Annotated in this window: 14 protein-coding genes and 1 riboswitch; of the genes, 7 read left to right on the top strand and 7 right to left on the bottom strand. The window is 63.2% G+C overall.

Features of this window, described 5'->3' with window-relative positions:
- Positions 1-26: 26 nt before the first annotated feature.
- Together ACIOAU_RS15090 and ACIOAU_RS15085 are read right to left on the bottom strand one after the other, a co-directional pair.
- Positions 27-233, bottom strand: coding sequence for a DUF6434 domain-containing protein (locus tag ACIOAU_RS15090; RefSeq protein ID WP_101320380.1), 207 nt, complete (start codon positions 231-233; stop codon positions 27-29).
- Positions 234-615: 382 nt separating this feature from the next.
- Positions 616-1,329: a CPBP family intramembrane glutamic endopeptidase gene (locus ACIOAU_RS15085; RefSeq protein ID WP_220633867.1), complete on the bottom strand. Its 714-nt coding sequence runs from the start codon at positions 1,327-1,329 to the stop codon at positions 616-618.
- A 413-nt stretch (positions 1,330-1,742) separates the two neighbouring features.
- Between ACIOAU_RS15085 and codB the strand changes: the two genes are divergently transcribed.
- From codB to ACIOAU_RS15065, 4 genes are all read left to right on the top strand, one after another.
- Entirely contained in the window at positions 1,743-3,002 is a 1,260-nt protein-coding gene (gene codB / locus ACIOAU_RS15080) for a cytosine permease (RefSeq protein ID WP_101320374.1), read from the top strand.
- A complete protein-coding gene (locus ACIOAU_RS15075; protein WP_220633865.1) occupies positions 2,999-4,213 on the top strand; it encodes a PucR family transcriptional regulator in 1,215 nt (404 codons plus the stop codon). The genes codB and ACIOAU_RS15075 overlap by 4 nt, the downstream gene beginning before the upstream one ends.
- A 4-nt stretch (positions 4,214-4,217) precedes the next feature.
- Positions 4,218-5,459, top strand: coding sequence for a cytosine deaminase (codA, locus tag ACIOAU_RS15070; protein WP_401182939.1), 1,242 nt, complete (start codon positions 4,218-4,220; stop codon positions 5,457-5,459).
- A 143-nt stretch (positions 5,460-5,602) separates the two neighbouring features.
- Entirely contained in the window at positions 5,603-6,343 is a 741-nt protein-coding gene (locus ACIOAU_RS15065; protein ID WP_401182937.1) for a hypothetical protein, read from the top strand.
- Here the strand turns inward: ACIOAU_RS15065 and ACIOAU_RS15060 are convergent.
- On the bottom strand, positions 6,340-8,292 hold the full coding sequence (locus tag ACIOAU_RS15060) for an alkyl/aryl-sulfatase (RefSeq protein ID WP_220633863.1): 1,953 nt from the start codon (positions 8,290-8,292) through the stop codon (positions 6,340-6,342). The genes ACIOAU_RS15065 and ACIOAU_RS15060 overlap by 4 nt on opposite strands.
- A 283-nt stretch (positions 8,293-8,575) precedes the next feature.
- Positions 8,576-9,115: a WYL domain-containing protein gene (locus ACIOAU_RS15055; protein WP_220633862.1), complete on the bottom strand. Its 540-nt coding sequence runs from the start codon at positions 9,113-9,115 to the stop codon at positions 8,576-8,578.
- A gap of 130 nt (positions 9,116-9,245) precedes the next feature.
- Positions 9,246-9,361, top strand: a riboswitch (TPP riboswitch).
- 78 nt (positions 9,362-9,439) lie between these two features.
- On the opposite strand from ACIOAU_RS15055, the gene ACIOAU_RS15050 reads away from it, so the two are divergent.
- The 3 genes from ACIOAU_RS15050 (at position 9,440) to ACIOAU_RS15040 (ending at position 12,866) form a co-directional block, all read left to right on the top strand.
- Complete coding sequence (locus ACIOAU_RS15050) at positions 9,440-10,087, top strand: TenA family protein (protein ID WP_401182932.1); 648 nt, start codon at positions 9,440-9,442, stop codon at positions 10,085-10,087.
- A gap of 1 nt (position 10,088) precedes the next feature.
- Complete coding sequence (gene tenA / locus ACIOAU_RS15045; RefSeq protein WP_101320359.1) at positions 10,089-10,748, top strand: thiaminase II; 660 nt, start codon at positions 10,089-10,091, stop codon at positions 10,746-10,748.
- 162 nt (positions 10,749-10,910) lie between these two features.
- Entirely contained in the window at positions 10,911-12,866 is a 1,956-nt protein-coding gene (locus ACIOAU_RS15040) for a TonB-dependent receptor domain-containing protein (RefSeq protein ID WP_220633860.1), read from the top strand.
- A gap of 53 nt (positions 12,867-12,919) precedes the next feature.
- Here the strand turns inward: ACIOAU_RS15040 and ACIOAU_RS15035 are convergent, their stop codons facing one another.
- The 3 genes from ACIOAU_RS15035 to ACIOAU_RS15025 form a co-directional block, all read right to left on the bottom strand.
- A complete protein-coding gene (locus ACIOAU_RS15035) occupies positions 12,920-14,257 on the bottom strand; it encodes an ATP-binding protein (RefSeq protein WP_401183347.1) in 1,338 nt (445 codons plus the stop codon).
- Positions 14,258-14,282: 25 nt separating this feature from the next.
- A complete protein-coding gene (locus tag ACIOAU_RS15030; RefSeq protein ID WP_401182928.1) occupies positions 14,283-15,032 on the bottom strand; it encodes a response regulator transcription factor in 750 nt (249 codons plus the stop codon).
- Positions 15,033-15,150: 118 nt separating this feature from the next.
- Positions 15,151-16,575: a PLP-dependent aminotransferase family protein gene (locus ACIOAU_RS15025; RefSeq protein ID WP_150568928.1), complete on the bottom strand. Its 1,425-nt coding sequence runs from the start codon at positions 16,573-16,575 to the stop codon at positions 15,151-15,153.
- Between the last annotated feature and the right edge of the window lie 230 nt (positions 16,576-16,805).

Raw genomic sequence — 16,805 nt, 5'->3', positions numbered from 1 at the left:
TCAGTCAGCCTTATGGCCGGCTGGCTTCAGGCATGGGTACGCAACCACTCGTCGGCGACATCGCCCATGGTTGCTGGCGCGCCGCTCTTGATCCAGGCCATGAACGTACGGTCGAATTTGAAGGCTTCGCCGCATTCGGCAATCAGGAATTGGCGGACCTTCTGGGTGTTACGGTACTGAGCGTCCAATGGGGTGGCGCGGGTGATTGGTCCTGAGTGCCAGTTTAAGCTCATGGCTGATCCGGTGATGGCGACTTGAAGCGGCAGGTTAGCACTGAAGGGCGTGGCGTTGTCCATGGATTGAGTTGGCTGGGCTGCTCAATCTGAACTGCTCGGCACGTGGACTGCCCAACGACCACACACTGAGGAAACTGCGATGACCGATCCAAAAGACGACCAGAAAGACAGCCAGGTGCCGGCTCATTCCACCGAAGAGGAAAAGGCTCGGCTCAAGGACAAGAACAAGGATGGCATTCCGCCTGGTGCCGAGTGAAAGCGCGCCTCGGCGGCCAGGCCATCAAGCATGTGGGACTGGCCGCCATTTACATAGAGCCGTTTCCTGCCAAAGCGGCGAATATGTTCAACGTTCAGACTTCCTGGCGCGATCAGCCGGCGGTCAATCCATCTGCAGATAATTGATCGAAATCGCCACCACCTCCGCCGAGGCATGCAGTAACACCGGCACCAGCAAACCGCCGCTGGCTATACGTGCGATGGCGAGGATCAAACCGACGGCAACCAGCGTTACCAAGGTGATCAGGTTGTCGTACTGGTTGTGCAGCGCAGCAAACACCAACGTGCTGACCACGATCGCGGTCCACTGCCAGAAGCGGCCACTGTCCAGCGGAAACACGCGCATCACGTAGTGCCTGAACATTAGCTCTTCGGCGACCGGCGGGAACAGCACCAAGGTCAGGCAGAGCAGGGCGATCTGGGCCGGGCCTAGGCCGTCGTAGAAGTGCACCATGAAGCTTTCGCGGGGTATCTGCAAAAGGTGCATCAGCAGCGCGCACAGCGTGTAGGTCCCGACCATGGCGATCAGACCGAACAGCAACGGGCGCCGCCAGTGCTGGCCGAGGATCACCTGCCTGAGGCCTTGCTTGCGGTACTGCAAACACAGCAGCACCAACAGGCCGATCGCGGCATAGCCTACCGAGTTGATCAGCTTCTGGCTGGTGAGGGGCGCGGACGGGTCGGGCAGGACAACCAGCACGCTTGCGGCGAGGTAAATGATGAGCGCCAGGGCCAGCATGCCAAGACGCTTGAAGACGTTATAGCGTGACGGCGCAGGGGCTACCGCTGAGGGCAGCGATGATGCTGAGGTTTGCACGGGGACGTTCCTTGTTTGAGCAATTCGGCGGGCATCATGCCGTTGCCGCTATCGCCTGACAATCGACGATCGTAGATAAACAATATTTACCCAGGGCGGTGCCAGCGTGGCTAATACTCAGGCCCCGGAAACCAGCTTGCTGACACTGGTGGTCTGCTGATTCCAGATCATCTCGTAGTGGCTGGACAGCACAACGCTCGTTTCCCAACTTCCCATAGCAATGCGCCTGAATGGTGCAGGGTTGCCTTGGGATGAGTCATAAAGCACACGCCTGAGGCCGTCATGTTGAAGAAAGTGTGCTGACTGCACAGTGATCATTGTGGCAGACGCACGCTTTTTGCGAGATCAGCGGCCCCTTCGAAGCGGCCCGCATATTGCTCTAGCTGCTCCATCCACTACCCGGAGCAGCATCGATGAGCGCGCCCAGCGAATTCCCGTTATCCGAAGCCCCGCAGTCAGCCCGCAAGGGCCTGCTGCCGATCGCCATGGTTTTGTTTAGTTTCACCTTCTTCACCGGCACCATGTTCGCCGGCGGCAAGCTGGGCATGGCGTTCAATTTCGTCGACATGCTGTGGATCGCCACCATCGGCAACTCACTGCTGGCGTTGTACGCCGCGAGCCTGGCGTTCATCGCCTCGCGCAGCGGGCTCAACACGGTATTGATGGGGCGCTTTTGCTTTGGCGAGGCGGGCAGCCGGCTATCGGACTTCCTGCTGGGTTTCGCCGAGCTGGGCTGGTACGCCTGGGGCACCGCGACGGTGGCGATCGTGCTGGTGAAAATCCTGGGCCTGGCTGAGGGCTTCACTGTGCCGCTGATGGTGCTGTTCGGTCTTGGTTTCAGCATTACCGCGATCATTGGCTTCAAGGGCCTGGACCTGCTGTCGCGGGTGTCGGTGCCGTTGATGTTCGTGCTGTTGCTGGTGTCGATGTACATCGCTACCGGCGACGCCGGTGGTTTTGCTGGCCTGGCTGCGGTGGTGCCGCACGAGGCGATGACGTTTTCAGCGGCGGTGACCATGGTCTTTGGCACCTTCGCCAGCGGTGCGACTCAAGCCACCAACTGGACGCGCCTGTCGCGCAGCGGGCGGGTCGCGGTGACCGCCAGTGTGGTCAGTTTTCTGCTCGGCAATGGCTTGATGGTGGTGGCGGGAGCATGGTGCGCGATGGTCTATCAGCAGGCCGATATCGTCGAGGTGATGATCCTGCAGGGCTTGTCGTTCGCTGCAGTGATCATGCTCTGCCTCAACCTGTGGACCATCCAGGGGCCGACCATCTACAACGTCTCGGCAGCGGCCTGCCATCTCCTGCGCAGCGAACGCCGGCGCACGGCAACTCTGGTCGCGGCGGGGCTGGGCATCCTCTTGGCGATTGGCGGCATGTACGAGCTGCTGATCCCGTTTCTGGTGCTGCTGGGTTCGATCATTCCGCCGGTCGGCGGGGTGATCATGGCTGATTTCTGGTACCGCCACCGCGGCAAGTACCCGGCGCTGGCCTCGGTTCAGTTGCCACGCTACAACCTCAAGGGGCTGACTGCCTACGCCGTCGGTGCGCTGTTGGCCTACAGCTCGCCGTGGGTCGCGCCGCTGGTGGGAATTGGCGCTTCGGCGCTGTGCTATATCGTCCTGCTTGAGCTGAGCGGTCGGCGGCGGGCGCTGGCGCAGGTCGAGCCGTGAGCCTGGCATTGGAAGAAATTCTGCGCCTGCCCGGGCTTGCACAGATGACCGTGCGCGCCGGCCAACGCAACCTGCAGCGGCGGGTGCGCTGGCCCTACGTGGCCGAGAACGAGGGTATTGCCGAATGGGTGATGGGCGGTGAACTGGTGTTCGTTACGGGCATCAATCACCCGCGCGGCGAGGCCAATCTGCTGAGCCTGGTCGAGGATGGCGACGCGGTGGGCATCGCCGGTCTGGTGATCCTCACTGGTGGCAGCTTCATTCAGCAGATTCCACCGAAGGTGATCGAACGCGCCGAGCAACTGGGCCTGAGCTTGATCGAGCAGCCCTACGCGCTGAAGATGGTGGTGGTGACCCATTTGATCGGTACGGCGCTGGTGCAGATGGCGCAAGCGCGCCGCTCGCGGGATGACATCATCGGGCAATTGCTGACCGGCGATTATCCAAGCCTGGCCATCGCCCGGCAACGCGCCGCGCACTTGCAGCTGGCGCTGGACGAGCCGCGGCGGCTGGTGGCGCTGCGGCTGGCAGGCGATGAGGTATTCGAACAGCATGCTCCGGAGCAAGCCGAGCGCCTCTGGCAGGCCAGCCAGCAAGCGCTGGAAGACTGCCTGCAAGCATGGTGTCGCACCCAGCCTGGCGCTGTCACGGCACAGTTGCCGGGCGATCTGTTCGTGCTATTGCTGCCTGACGTGCCGAACCTGCGCGGTGGGCTGGCGCAGTTGCATCAGCAATTGCGGGTTATTGCCGGTGACACCGGGGTATATCTGGGCATGTCCTGCCTGGCCGAGGATTGCGCGCACTATCGCCAGGCACTCAACGAAGCCCGTCAGGCGCTCGACGTCGCCCAGCACCTGCGCCCGGCCAGCGGCCTGTGCGACTTCAGCGAGCTGGGCGTGCTGCGCCTGTTGCAGGGGATCAGCGACCGCGGCCTGATCGACAGCTTCGTCAGCCAAACCCTCGGTCGCCTGATCGAAACCGGGCGCAAGCATCCCCATGCGTTGTTGCACACCCTCGATGCCCTGCTGGGCGCCAACGGCAACGCCTTGCAGGCCGCCGCGCGCTTGGGCCTGCACCGCAACACCATCAATCAACGCATCGGCAGAATCGAACAACTGAGCGGACAATCACTCGATGATCCGCTTTTTCGTATGAATGCTGCGGTCGCTATGCTCATATGGCGCATGACCGCAGCCCAGGGCAAGGAGTAGAACCATGAACATCATCAATGCACGCCTGCGTGGCAAGGACGGGCTGTTTCGCATCGAACTCGAAGGCGATTGCATCGCTGCGATCCAGGCGCAGAGCGGGCCGCTGGCGCTGAATAACGCCAGTGATATCGACGCGGAGCACAACCTAGTGGTGCCGCCCTTTATCGAGCCGCATATTCACCTCGATGCCACCCTCACCGCTGGCGAGCCCAACTGGAACATGAGCGGTACCTTGTTCGAGGGCATCGAGCGCTGGGCCGAGCGCAAAGAGCTCAATACCCATGAAGACACCAAGACCCGCGCCAGCAAGACCATCGGCATGCTGGTCGATCACGGCATCCAGCATGTGCGTACCCATGTCGACGTCACCGATCCCAAGCTGACCGCACTCAAGGCGATGATTGAAGTGCGCGAAGAAGTGCGCCACCTGATCGACCTGCAGATTGTCGCGTTTCCGCAGGAGGGCATCGAGTCGTACGCCAATGGTCGCGCCTTGATGACCGAGGCGGTGGCGATGGGCGCGGATGTGGTGGGCGGTATCCCGCACTTCGAGAACACCCGTGATCAGGGCGTGTCGTCGATCAAGTTTCTGATGGACCTGGCCGAGCGCAGCGGTTGCCTGGTGGATGTACATTGTGACGAGACCGACGACCCGCAGTCGCGCTTTCTTGAAGTGCTGGCCGAGGAGGCGCGGGTGCGCGGCATGGGTGCGCGGGTTACCGCCAGCCACACCACGGCAATGGGTTCGTATGACAACGCCTACTGCTCGAAGCTGTTCCGCTTGCTGAAAATGTCGGGTATCAACTTTGTTTCCTGCCCGACCGAGAGCATCCACCTGCAGGGCCGGTTCGACACCTATCCCAAACGCCGTGGCCTGACCCGCGTCGCCGAAATCGACCGCGCCGGGATGAACGTGTGCTTTGGCCAGGACTCGATCGTCGACCCGTGGTACCCGCTGGGCAATGGCAACATTCTGCGCATTCTCGAGGCCGGCTTGCACATCTGCCACATGCTCGGCTACGAAGACCTGCAGCGCTCGCTCGACCTGATCACCGACAACAGCGCGCGCACCCTCAATCTTGGCGAGCGCTATGGGCTGGAGGTCGGACGGCCAGCGAATCTGCTGGTGCTGTCGGCGCCGGATGATTACGAGATGGTCCGCAGCCAGGGTTACGCACTGGTTTCAGTGCGCAATGGCAAGGTGCTGATGCGCCGCACCCCGGCCCAGGTGCAGCGCCTGGCTTGATCCTGACCATCGCCCGCGCAGGCTTATCTGCGTGGGCGATGGCTGGCGATCGGTCTAATTCGCATTTGCCCCTGAGCGCGATCAGTGGCACGCTTGGCCGGCGATTTTGCATCGCCCCTACAGCGAAATAAGGAAACGCCCAGGTGAGTTGGGAAAAAGTCGGTAAAGCCCTCGTTGGCCTGCTGGTCGCTGGTGCCTGTGCAGGCGGCCTGTATCTGGCATTCAAGCAGGACCCAGCGCTGGAAGCGCGGCTTACCTACTCCTACCTGACCTACCCAAGCCAGTTCAGCGAGCGCATCAGCACGGCCAACGAAATGCTACGCTACGAGCGCTTGCACGGGCAGATGAGCGATATCAGCCAGGGCCAGTTGAGCAATCAGCAGGTCGACAAGCTGGTGGACGCGGCCCAGGCGCCGTATCTGGCGTTGTTTGCCAAGCCGTTCGAGGCAGGCCTGGTCGACCATCGTACCGGCCTGGTGATAGAGCTGAAGAACACCCGCGAAGCGCCACTCAGGAACGTCCAGATTCGCTTGCCGGCCAAGGGCCTGGTGCAGGTGCGCGACGATGACGGCAACGACATCATCCCACAGGCGGCGACCAACCTGATCGACATCGCCACCATCGGCGGGCGCGAAGACTGCAAGGTGTGGGTGTACTTCGATTCGGACTACTCGCAGATCCGACAGGGCGGCCTGAGCATTCGCCACGCTGACGGCGAGGCGCAGATTCTCGCTTACCGCGAGTTCGTCGGCCTGCCTGCCACCATTGCCAGCTACAGCCAGCTGCTGCTGGCCTTGCTCGGTGCACTGGCGATCGGTGTATTGGGCCTTGGCTACGCATGCCTGAGCCGCAGCCAGCAGGCTACGGCCCAGCGCCGCGCTTAAGGCGCGACCAGCTCGAAGCGCCCCTGCGGATCTTCCAGCCCGGACATCAGACGCAGGAACTTGATCCGCTCGCCGCTGATGCTTATATCACCCACTGTGACCTCTTTGACGAAGCCGGTCTGCTTCAAGGCGATACGATCGAGTGTGGCTTTTTTCATGCTCACCTCGACATCCGCACGGCGGTGGCGCGTGCGGTCGCGGTGGGTCAGCACGCCGTTGCGCACGGTCAGCGCATAATCTTCACCCAGGTCAGTGAAGCGCCAGTTGATGGTCAGGTCCTGCTCGGCTGCCTTTTGCGCATCGAGGCGCACGCTGAGCAGATCGAAGAACAGTGGCGCTGCCAGGGCCCGTACCATGTCATCGACGTTGCCGGGGGCTGGGCTTGCGGCAACACCGTCGCGCAGCTCCTGTGCGCCGCTCAGGTAGGCATTGCGCCAGGTTGCGTTCTCGCTCTGGTAGCCGAGTTGCTCGAATGCATCGGCCTGCAGCTGACGTGCTGCGCTGTTACCGGGCTGGGCGTAGATCAATTGCCGAGTCAGCTCGGCGACCCAGCGGTAATCCCCTGAAGCAAATGCCTTGCGCGCCAGGCTCAGCACCTGGTTGGCGCCGCCCATGGCTTCGACATAGCGCCGGCCGGTGTCGCTCGGTGGCAGTGGGTCGAGGGTAGCGGGGTTGCCGTCGTAGCTTCCCATGTAGCGTTGATAGACCGCACGCACGTTGAGGCTGAGCGAGCCGTAGTAATCGCGGCTGTACCAGCGCTTGGCCAGGCGCGGGGGCAGCGTGGCGAGTTGCGCGGCAATTGCGTCCGGGGTCAGGCCCTGATTGATCAGGCGTAGCGTCTGGCCATCGATATAGGCGTACAGGTCACGCTGGTCGGCAAGGTACTCGCGCACTGCCGCGCCGCTCCAGGTTGGCCAGTGATGCTGGCCGAGGACGATCTCGGCCCGCTCACCGTAACGCACCAAGGTCTGGTCGAGGTAGCGCGACCAGCTTCTGGCATCGCGCACCGGTGCGCCACGCAGGTCGAGCAGGCTCAGTTGACTGTGGGCGACGTTCTCGCCCATGGCCAGCGCCTTGAAGCGCGGCAGCCAGAGGTTCATCTGTGCCGGCGCGTCCTGGCCTGCGGTGAGCTGGAATTCGATGTCGATGCCATCGATGCGCACGGTCTCGAGCGCTTTGCTTATCTCCCGCGTGGGGGCGATCAGGCTGATCGTGGCGTTGCTGGATATGTCTTTGCCCAGGCCTGCATCGACCTGGCCGCGAGGCCCGCGGGGCAGGGCGTTGCCATACAGGTATTCGGCGCGGCGCTGCATCGCCGGGCCCGCCAGCACGTTCTCGCTGATGGCCTGCGCATAGAAACCGCGCGGTGCCAGCACCTGAACCCTGCCGGCCTTGACCTCGGCGGGGTCGACGACGCCGCGCACGCCACCATAGCTGCTCACCTGCGGGTTGCTGTAGATCACCGCCAGCACAGGCTTGCGCGGGCGATGCTTGAAGTACAGCTCCATGGCAGCGCGGGCGGTTTCTACTGAATGCAGCGGGTCGATCACGATCAGGCCGCTGTCGCCTTCGACCAGGGTCATGTTGGCGAGGTCCAGACCACGTACCTGATAGATGCCCTCGGTGACCTGGAACAGGCCAGCGATGGCGTTCAGTTGGGCTTGGCGCCACAGGCTTGGGTTGACGGTGGCAGGCGCTTCACCGTTGATGAAGGCGTAGCGCTGCAGGTCCCACACCGGTTGGCTGTCGGCATTGTCGATGCGGCCATCGAAGCGCTCGATCAAGCCGCGCTGAGCGGCGTCGAAATCGGCGCGGTCGTTGAAGGGGAGGCGCTGCAACCATTGTTGATTGCTTTGGCGGGTGAAGCTGGTGGCGTCTTTTTGCGGTGCATCGGCGGCAGAGGCGAGCGGGCACAGCAGCAATAGCGGCAGTAACAGGCGATGCGGCATAGGGATTCCTTGGCTTGAACGACGCGCAAGGGGGAACAGTAGCCTATGGCAAGGAGGTTTGGGCAGGTGGTAACGCTGTGGCTGTGAGTTTTAGGGCTGCTGAGCAGCCCTAAAACGATGCGCCGTGTTGTTCAGCGCTGGAAACCCAACCCCGACGACAAGTCAGTCTATCAAGTTGACTTAACTCGCCGCCGTTTCCGGTGACGTTTAGCGCTGGCGCCAATGATTTGTGCGGCGTTAATCGCAGATCCAGGATGCTTGCGAGCGTACTCGCAGCGCTGACTTAGCCGCTTTCGTGCAACAGCAGTGCTTGATGAAGCCTTTCGAGCAGAGCCTCACGCACGCTGTCCGGGGCACTCACCTTGATCGAGCCGGCATGCGCCAGCAGCCAGCTCAAAAGGGCCTGGTCATAGGCAACCGTGGCCACCAACCTGGCGTCGCCTTCGGCAAGCGGCTCCAGCAACATGTCGTCCGACAGCGGCTGCGCTGCCAACTGCCGCGCCAGCCCCGGCGTCACCCAGGCCCGCAAGGTGATCGGTTGCGCCATGCAACGATCGCTGGGCTGCGGCTGCTGCAGCAGCTCGGTGCTGAGCTCGGCCTGCCAGTACCAACCATATGGAGTGCCCTTGCTGTTGCAGCGCACCGGAAACAGCTCGGTCAGCTCGTTCAAATCACGCTCGACCGTGCGCTTGCTGGTGCCATGGCCGACCTGGTGTAGGGCCTGCTGCAACTGATTGGAACTCATGCCCGGGTGGCGGTCAGGCAGCAGTTTGAGCAACTGCCACTGGCGGGCGATGGTCTGGCGCGTGGGGTTGCTGGGCAAAGCGGGTTCCTTGGCGCGCGATCACTGCACGGCTCTAGTGGTGGCAATTGGCTATGTTCGCCTAGCATACCTTTTGCTGGGCTTGCAGCCAACGTGCCGTGACAACTGGCCTGCGTCTGCGGTATACCTGAGCGCTACCAAGGGGAGCCCGGAGACGGGCTGAGAAACCGCTGGCAAGATGCAGCGCGGTGACCCTTAGCACCTGATCCGGATCATGCCGGCGAAGGGATGGGACAGCCGACCTGCCTTTGCGCCGGCCTCACTGCGAGGCCGCACCATGCACCACCCGCCTGGCCTCGCTGCCACCTCCCAGAGGACAGCAGCATGAGCGAACGTTTTACCCATTATTTGCGCGAGCAGAGCGAACCGACCTGGTCGGCTGCCGTTGGCCACCGCTTCGTGCGACAGCTATGTGATGGTTCCCTGGCGGATCCGGTTATGGTCCGCTACCTGATTCAGGACCATCGCTTTCTCGACAGCTTTCTGACCCTGCTCGGTGCGGCGATTGCCACAGCCGATACCTTTGAAGCGCGCCTGCGTCTGGGCCGTTTTGCCGGGATGATCTCGAGTGACGAAAACACCTATTTCCTGCGTGCATTCGAGGCCCTCGCTGTAAGCCCGGCGCAGCGCGACGAGCCTGCCGACAGCGCGCCCACCGCAGGCTTCAAGGCGATCATGGCCGAGGCGGCGGCAAGCCGCTCCTATGCGGCAGCGCTGGCGGTGCTGAATGTGGCCGAGGGGTTGTACCTGGACTGGGCGCAGAAGGCGCCGCAGCCACTGCCCGAGCATTTCGTCCACGCTGAGTGGATCACCTTGCATGTCAACCCGTTCTTCGAGGATTTTGTCGCGTTCCTGCAAGCTGAACTTGACCGCGTCGGGCCAAAGGAGGCCGAGCTCAGCCGCGACTTCTACCTGCGCACAGTTGCGCTGGAACTGGCCTTCTTCGATGCCGTATACGATGGCGAGGCCTGACATGGATATTTTTGATCGGCTCAAGGCCGCCGCTGCGCCGCAATGGGCGAGCTACGTCGAGCATGACTTCCTGCAGCAGATGCAGACGGGTACCCTCAGTCAGGCGGCGTTTCGCGAGTATCTGGTGCAGGACTACCTGTTCCTGATCCAGTTCGCCCGCGCCTGGGCGCTGGCCGCCTACAAGAGTCGCCTGCCAAGTGACATCCGCGCCGCGCAGGCCGGGCTTGCGGCGATTCTTGACGAGACTGAACTGCACCTGCGCCTGTGCGCCCGCTGGGGCTTGTCGCAAGCCGACATTCAAGCTGCCCCCGAGCATCAGGCGACCGTGGCCTATACCCGCTATGTGCTTGACTGCGGAGCCGCCGGCGACCTGCTTGAACTGCACGTTGCGCTGGCACCGTGCGTGATCGGCTACGCCGAAATCGGCCAGCGCCTGGCCGGCGCAATCGGTGATCTGAACCAGCATCCGTACCGCGAATGGATCGGCGAGTATGCCGGTGAGGCCTATCAAGACGTGGCGGCGTCTGCCCGCAAGCACCTGGACGAGCTGGCCGCGCGGAGCATGACCGAGTCACGTTTCACCGAGCTGGCGGCGATCTTTGCCCAGGCCTCACGGCTTGAGGCGGACTTCTGGCAGATGGGATTGCAGGCTGCCGAATGATCGGCTGGTCAGCGTGCTTGAGGTGCCTGCAGGCATAGCTGTGGTACCTCGACGCTGCCTTTGGCGTCGCGGTCGTCGACAGCGGCTGTCACACTTTGTCCCATTTGCGCCAATGCATCTGATTAGGATTCTCTTTTACAGCGGAATTCACAGGTCACTTGCATGCGCGCACCACGTCGTATTTTCAGCCGTTCCTCCACGTTGGCCGTATTTCTGGCGGGTGCCGCGCACGCGCAGACAAACCCTCCAGAACCCGTCCCATTGACCCTTGAAGATGTGGTTGTGACTGCCTCGGGCTTCGAGCAGCGGGTTGAGGACGCGCCTGCGTCGATCACCGTGATCGACGGCGAAGACCTGCGTCGCAAGTCGTACCGCGACCTCGGTGACGCAGTGCGTGATGTCGAGGGTGTCACCGTCAACGGCGGCGCCAACGAAAGCGACATCTCGATGCGCGGCATGCCGGGCGACTACACCTTGATTCTGGTCGATGGCAAACGCCAGAGCGCCCGTGAATCACGGGTCAACGGCAACGCCGGTTACGAGCAGAGCTTTGTCCCGCCGGCAGCCGCCATCGAGCGGATTGAGGTGGTGCGCGGGCCGATGTCGTCGCTGTATGGCTCGGACGCTATCGGGGGGGTGATCAACGTCATTACCCGCAAAGTCTCGCCCGAGTGGGGCGGCTCGATCGGTTACGACTATTCGGCGCGTCAGCACAGCGCAGAGGGCGACGCCGGGCAAACCACTTTCTACTTGAGCGGTCCGCTCAAGGAAGACCTGCTTGGCCTGCAAGTGTGGGGCCGCTACCTGGACCGCCAGGCCGATGCTGACCTGGAACAGACCAACGGCCACAGCAAGGCCGATCACCGCGACCTGACCACGCGCCTGGCCTTCACGCCCACGATCGACCACGACATCCTGCTCGAAGCCGGCGTTACGCGCCTGAAAAACGGTGATGGCGTCAGTGCCAACTGGGCCACCCGCGAGCAAGAGAACAACCGTGATCACTGGTCGCTGTCGCACCAGGGGCGCTGGGGCTGGGCCACCTCAGACGTCGCCCTCTATCAGGAAACCACCAGCCGCGAAGGCAAGGCCACGCCAGACCAGACCGACATCTACGGGCGCAAGCCTGAAATCCGCAACCGCGTGCTCGACGCCAAGTTGGTCGTGCCGACCACCTACAACGTCAGCACGGTTGGCCTGCAATGGCAGGAAAACCAGGTCACCGACTGGAACCAGGGCTTGGGTGACAAGGTTGATTACGAGTTCTCGGTCCAGCAAAAAGCGCTGTTTGCCGAAAACGAATGGTCGGTCACCGACACCTTCGCCTTGACCGGCGGCCTGCGCATGGACAACCACGAAGAATACGGCAACCACTTCAGCCCACGCGTGTACGGGGTCTGGCGCGCGACGGATCAGTGGACGCTCAAAGGCGGTGTTGCCCGCGGCTTCAAGACCCCTGAGCTGCGCGCCGTGGTTGAAGGCTACGCCTACCTGCGCCGCAACCGGTTCGTCATGCTCGGCAACCCTGACCTCAAGCCTGAGACCAGCACCAACTACGAAGTGTCGGCGCTGTGGTCCAACCGCAATGATCTGTCGGCAGGCGTGACGTTGTTCTACAACGACTTTCAGGACAAGCTCTCGACCGTAACCACTGACCGGCGCTGGAACGGCTACATCGTCATGGACCGGGTCAATGTCGACAAGGCGGTGATCCGTGGCGTCGAGCTGACCGGTCAGTGGGACATCCGCTCCGACCTGCTGATCAAAGGCAACTACACCTACACCGACTCCGAGCAGAAGACCGGTGCCAACGCCGGTGCGCCGCTTGCCCTGACGCCGAAACAGAAAGCCAACCTGCGCGGCGAATGGCGGGTCAATGACCGCGCCCAAGCCTGGGCCGCGCTCAGCTACTACGGCGAAGAAACAGGCAACACCGTCACTGCCGAGTCGGCACCGGGCTACACCACTGCCGACATCGGCGGCTCGTATGACCTGACCCATGCGCTGACTGTGAATGCCTCGCTGAACAACATCACCGACAAGCGTCTGGACGACGAGACCTATGGCACGGTGAACTATGGCCGCACGCTGTGGATGGGCGCGACCTACAACTTCTGATCAGAGCCGTAGCAAACGGGGCCGTACACCGGCCCGGTTTGCGTTTGCGCGTTTCAGCCTTGGCCGACCGGCAGCCGCACCAGCGCGCACAGCCCGCGTGGTTTGCGGTTTTCCAACAGCAGTTCACCGCCATGGGCCTGAATGCAGGCACGGGCGATCGCCAAGCCCAGACCGAGGCCGCCACCGCTGCGGGCGTCGGCACCACCGCGGCCGAGCTGGACAAAGGGTTCAAAGACCTTTTCCAACCACTGCTCAGGCAGCCCCGGACCTTGATCGGTGATCTCCAGGCGCACCTGGCCGTCAGCCTGGCTGAGCGTCACGTGGGTCGCACCGCCATGCTTCAAGGCGTTGTCGATCAGGTTGGTCAGGGCACGTTTGAGCGCCAAAGGTCGGCAGCTTAGCCAGGCCTGTTGCTGCACATCCCAGGTCAACGGTTGCCCAAGCAGGCGATAACGTCGGTCCAGTTCGTCAAGCAAGTCGTTCAGGCGCAACTGACAGGTCGCCTCCTGCACTGCATCGCCGCGCACGAACTCCAGGGTTTCGCCGACCATCGCCGTCAGCTCGCCCAGGCTTTCCAGCAAGTCGTTGCGGGTGGCGCCGGGGTCAAGCAGTTCAACCTGCAAACGCAATTCGGTCAGCGGCGTGTTGAGGTCATGGCTGATCGCTGCCAACAAGCGGGTGCGGCCTTCGACATGCCGGGCCAGGTTGGCCTGCATCGTGTTGAATGCATGGGTCAGCTCGCGTGCTTCGTGCGGGCCGGTTAACGGCAGCGGCGCAATCCACTCACCACGGCTGACCCGCTCGGTGGCTTTGGCCAGGGCCTTGATCGGGCGCAGCACGCGGGCAAAGCCGAACATCATCACCAGCAAGACCGGCAGGGTGGTCATTGGCAAACTGTAAGTCAGTACAGTGCCCCACTGATAAGCACCGCTGGGGTGCTGCTCGGCATTCAGATACTGGCCGTTGCCCAGCGCCAGGCTGCTGCGCAAGCGTAGTGGCGCCCAACCGCCAGGACTGAACGGATAAGCGCGGGCGTCGGTGCCGTTGACCCGCTCCAGTTGCACGATCAGCGAGTGCTCCGGCGATAGCTGCAGGCGCTGGCGCAGGTCGCGGCTAAGCCGCTGTTCTTCAGAGCGAGCGGCGAAAGCACTGACCTCGGGGGTTGCCGCGATCCAGAAGCGGGTTTCCGGGTTGGCCATCTTGGCCAGCATCCTGTTGGCCTGCGCTGCGGGCAGGTCGCGCGCCAGGTTGAACGCAGTTGCCAGGCGCTCCAGGCTGGCTGCCCGGGACAGGGGATGAAGCAGGCTGCCGTGGCGGTGCAGCAGAACGATGCCGATCAAGTGCGAGGCCAGCAGTGCCAGGCACAGCAGCAGCAGTAACTGGTGCAGCAAGCGCTGCGGCCACAGCCGGCGCAGGCTATTCAAGCTCGACATCGGCGGCCAGCAGGTAGCCGCTGCCCCACAGGGTGCGCAGCAGCTCGGCGGTTTGCCCGTCATGGCTGAGCTTGCGCCGCAGGCGACTGACCTGGCGGTCGATGGCGCGTTCGCTGATGTCGCTGTCGTGCGCTGCCGTCAGGTCGACCAGCCGTTGCCGGGTCAGGCTGCGATGCGGGTGGGCCAGAAACACCTGCAGCAGTTTGCCCTCGGCGGTGCTCAACTGAACTGACTCGGCACCTTCGCGGCTGAGCGAGGCGCTGCTGGCGCAGAAGTACCAGCCGGCGAAGCGATAGCGGCGTGCTGCGGGCGTAGCTGCAGGCGCCGCGTGGAGTCGCGCCTGGGTTGCCTGATGCCGGCGCAGCACGCTGTTCAGGCGCGCGACCAGCTCACGCGGCTCGAACGGCTTGGTCAGATAGTCATCGGCGCCCAGGTCGAGGCCGCGAATGCGATCTGCAGTGGTGTCGCGGGCGGTCAGCAGGATCACCGGCAGGTTGCAGCGCCGGTGCAGTTGCTGGCACAGCTCGAAGCCATCGCCGTCGGGCAGCATGACATCGAGTACGGCCACGTCGAACGCCTGCTGCTTGAGCAATTGCCAGAGTCCGGCCGCGTCGGCGGCGGTGCGCACCTCGAAACCATGGCGGCGCAGGTAGGTCGCCAGCGGGTCGCGGATCTTGCGGTGGTCATCGACCACCAGCACTCGCGGCGCGGGCGTGGGTTGTTCAGCTGGCATTGGCTATCGCGCGTGATGTGGGAGGCAGGGCGCAATATTACTACGAGTCATTATCATTTGTGACTGCCCGCTGTGGGCAGATTGTCACAGCGGGTATCGTCACCTGCAGTCGCTGGCACTAGATAGCCGAGCGGCGCACCTGCTTGACCAGGATCTTCTCCAACAGCTCCCACATCGCCGGGTCGGTGCTGAACGCGACGTTGAAGCGCATCCACCCAGTCGCCTGGGCGTCGACCATGAACAACTGTCCGGGGCCGAGCATGATGCCTTGCTCCAGCGCGTCATCCAGCAGGGCCGCGCTGTCCGGGATGGCCCGGTGGCGCGCCCACACGTACATGCCTTCGTCCGATTCGGTGAACAGCTCGAAGCCCAGCCGGTGCAAATGCCGGCCCACTTCCTGGTGTGCTTCGGCCAGGCGCTGGCGCAGGCGTTTGAGGTGCTTGCGCCAGCGGCCATCGATGATCGCCGCGTAGACCACCCGCTCCATCACTTGGGAGGTGGTCAGCCCAGAGCGCATTTTCAGGCGCAGCAACTGCTGCATCAGTTCCGGGTTGGCGAACAGGTAACCAACCCGCACGTTCGGTGAAATGCTTTTTGAATAGCTGCCGACGTATACGACTTGCTGCAGGTGATCGAGGCTGGCCAGGCACGGCTGCGGCTCCGCGATCATATCGGCGTACAGGTTGTTTTCCACCAGCCGGAAGCCGTGCTGGCTGGCCAGTTGCAGCAAGCGGTGCAGTTGCGGCAACGGCGTACGCGAGCAGGTCGGGCTGTGCAGGTGCGGCTGGGTGAAGAAGACACTTGGGCGGTGTTCGCTGAGCAGTTGCTCCAGGCGATCGAGGTCGTAGCCGGCCGGGGTGCGCGGCACGCCGATCAGGGTAGCACCCTGAAAACGCAGGATGCTCATCAGGTTGGGGTAGCCTGGGTCGTCGACCAGCACCACATCACCGGGGCGCACCAACGTGCGTACCGCCAGGTCCAGCGCCTGGCTGGCGCCGTGGGTGAGCATCAGCTGCGCCGGGTTGACCACGATCGACAGCTCTTGCTGCAGGTTCTGCGCGGTCAGCGTGCGCAGCTCCGGCAGGCCCATCGGCTCGCCATAGCCGGACAGCTCCAACGGGCTACCGGCGACCTGACGCATGCCCCGGCGCAGGCCATCTTCGTACATCCAGTCGTTGGGCAGCCAGCCGCAGCCGGGTTTGAACGGCAACTGACGGGTTTCGAAAATCTGCTGCAGGTACCACTCGGCGTTGAACGACGGCCGGTTGTTGTCGGCGCCGTGGGCCGGTCTGTCGAGTTGCTCGCTGGCCGCGCGATTGACGAAAAAGCCGGTGTTGCCGCGGCTGACCAGCAGCCCTTGCGCTACCAGACGGTCGTACGCTTCGACCACGGTGAAGGTGCTCACCGAATAGGTGGCGGCAAAGGCGCGGATCGACGGGACCTTGGCACCGGGTTTGAGCGCCTGGCTGTCGATCAACTCGCGCAAGCCGTCGATGATCTGGTTGACCAGCGGGGTGGCGGAGTCTGGATGTAGTACGAGCATGGGTGTGCCTTCAGGTGTGCAGACGCGGGGCGTCGGCCGGGTGTCGCGCGGTGTATTGCATGGGCGGCCTGTACAGTGCAGTGCGACTTTCATGCCACTGTGCATGGCTCTATCAGCGCGACATTTTTACATTAGGTGTCTGAGATCGCCAGACACCTTTTTTTTCAGTTCGTTCGAGGCCCGCCTCGCACAACCCACAGGCCGCCAGGGAAGGCCTGCTCGTGCCCTCG

This window comes from Pseudomonas sp. NPDC088322 (assembly GCF_044740745.1).
Lineage (GTDB): Bacteria > Pseudomonadota > Gammaproteobacteria > Pseudomonadales > Pseudomonadaceae > Aquipseudomonas > Aquipseudomonas shirazensis.
This window is presented reverse-complemented; position numbering and strand designations above follow the sequence as displayed.

Bases quoted from the DNA above. Each gene is read 5' to 3' on its own strand.
- tenA (WP_101320359.1), top strand. From the start codon at position 10,089: ATGGATATTTTTGATCGGCTCAAGGCCGCCGCTGCGCCGCAATGGGCG.
- ACIOAU_RS15040 (WP_220633860.1), top strand. From the start codon at position 10,911: ATGCGCGCACCACGTCGTATTTTCAGCCGTTCCTCCACGTTGGCCGTA.
- ACIOAU_RS15090 (WP_101320380.1), bottom strand. From the start codon at position 233: ATGAGCTTAAACTGGCACTCAGGACCAATCACCCGCGCCACCCCATTG.
- ACIOAU_RS15050 (WP_401182932.1), top strand. From the start codon at position 9,440: ATGAGCGAACGTTTTACCCATTATTTGCGCGAGCAGAGCGAACCGACC.
- codB (WP_101320374.1), top strand. From the start codon at position 1,743: ATGAGCGCGCCCAGCGAATTCCCGTTATCCGAAGCCCCGCAGTCAGCC.
- ACIOAU_RS15025 (WP_150568928.1), bottom strand. From the start codon at position 16,575: ATGCTCGTACTACATCCAGACTCCGCCACCCCGCTGGTCAACCAGATC.
- ACIOAU_RS15060 (WP_220633863.1), bottom strand. From the start codon at position 8,292: ATGCCGCATCGCCTGTTACTGCCGCTATTGCTGCTGTGCCCGCTCGCC.
- codA (WP_401182939.1), top strand. From the start codon at position 4,218: ATGAACATCATCAATGCACGCCTGCGTGGCAAGGACGGGCTGTTTCGC.
- ACIOAU_RS15030 (WP_401182928.1), bottom strand. From the start codon at position 15,032: ATGCCAGCTGAACAACCCACGCCCGCGCCGCGAGTGCTGGTGGTCGAT.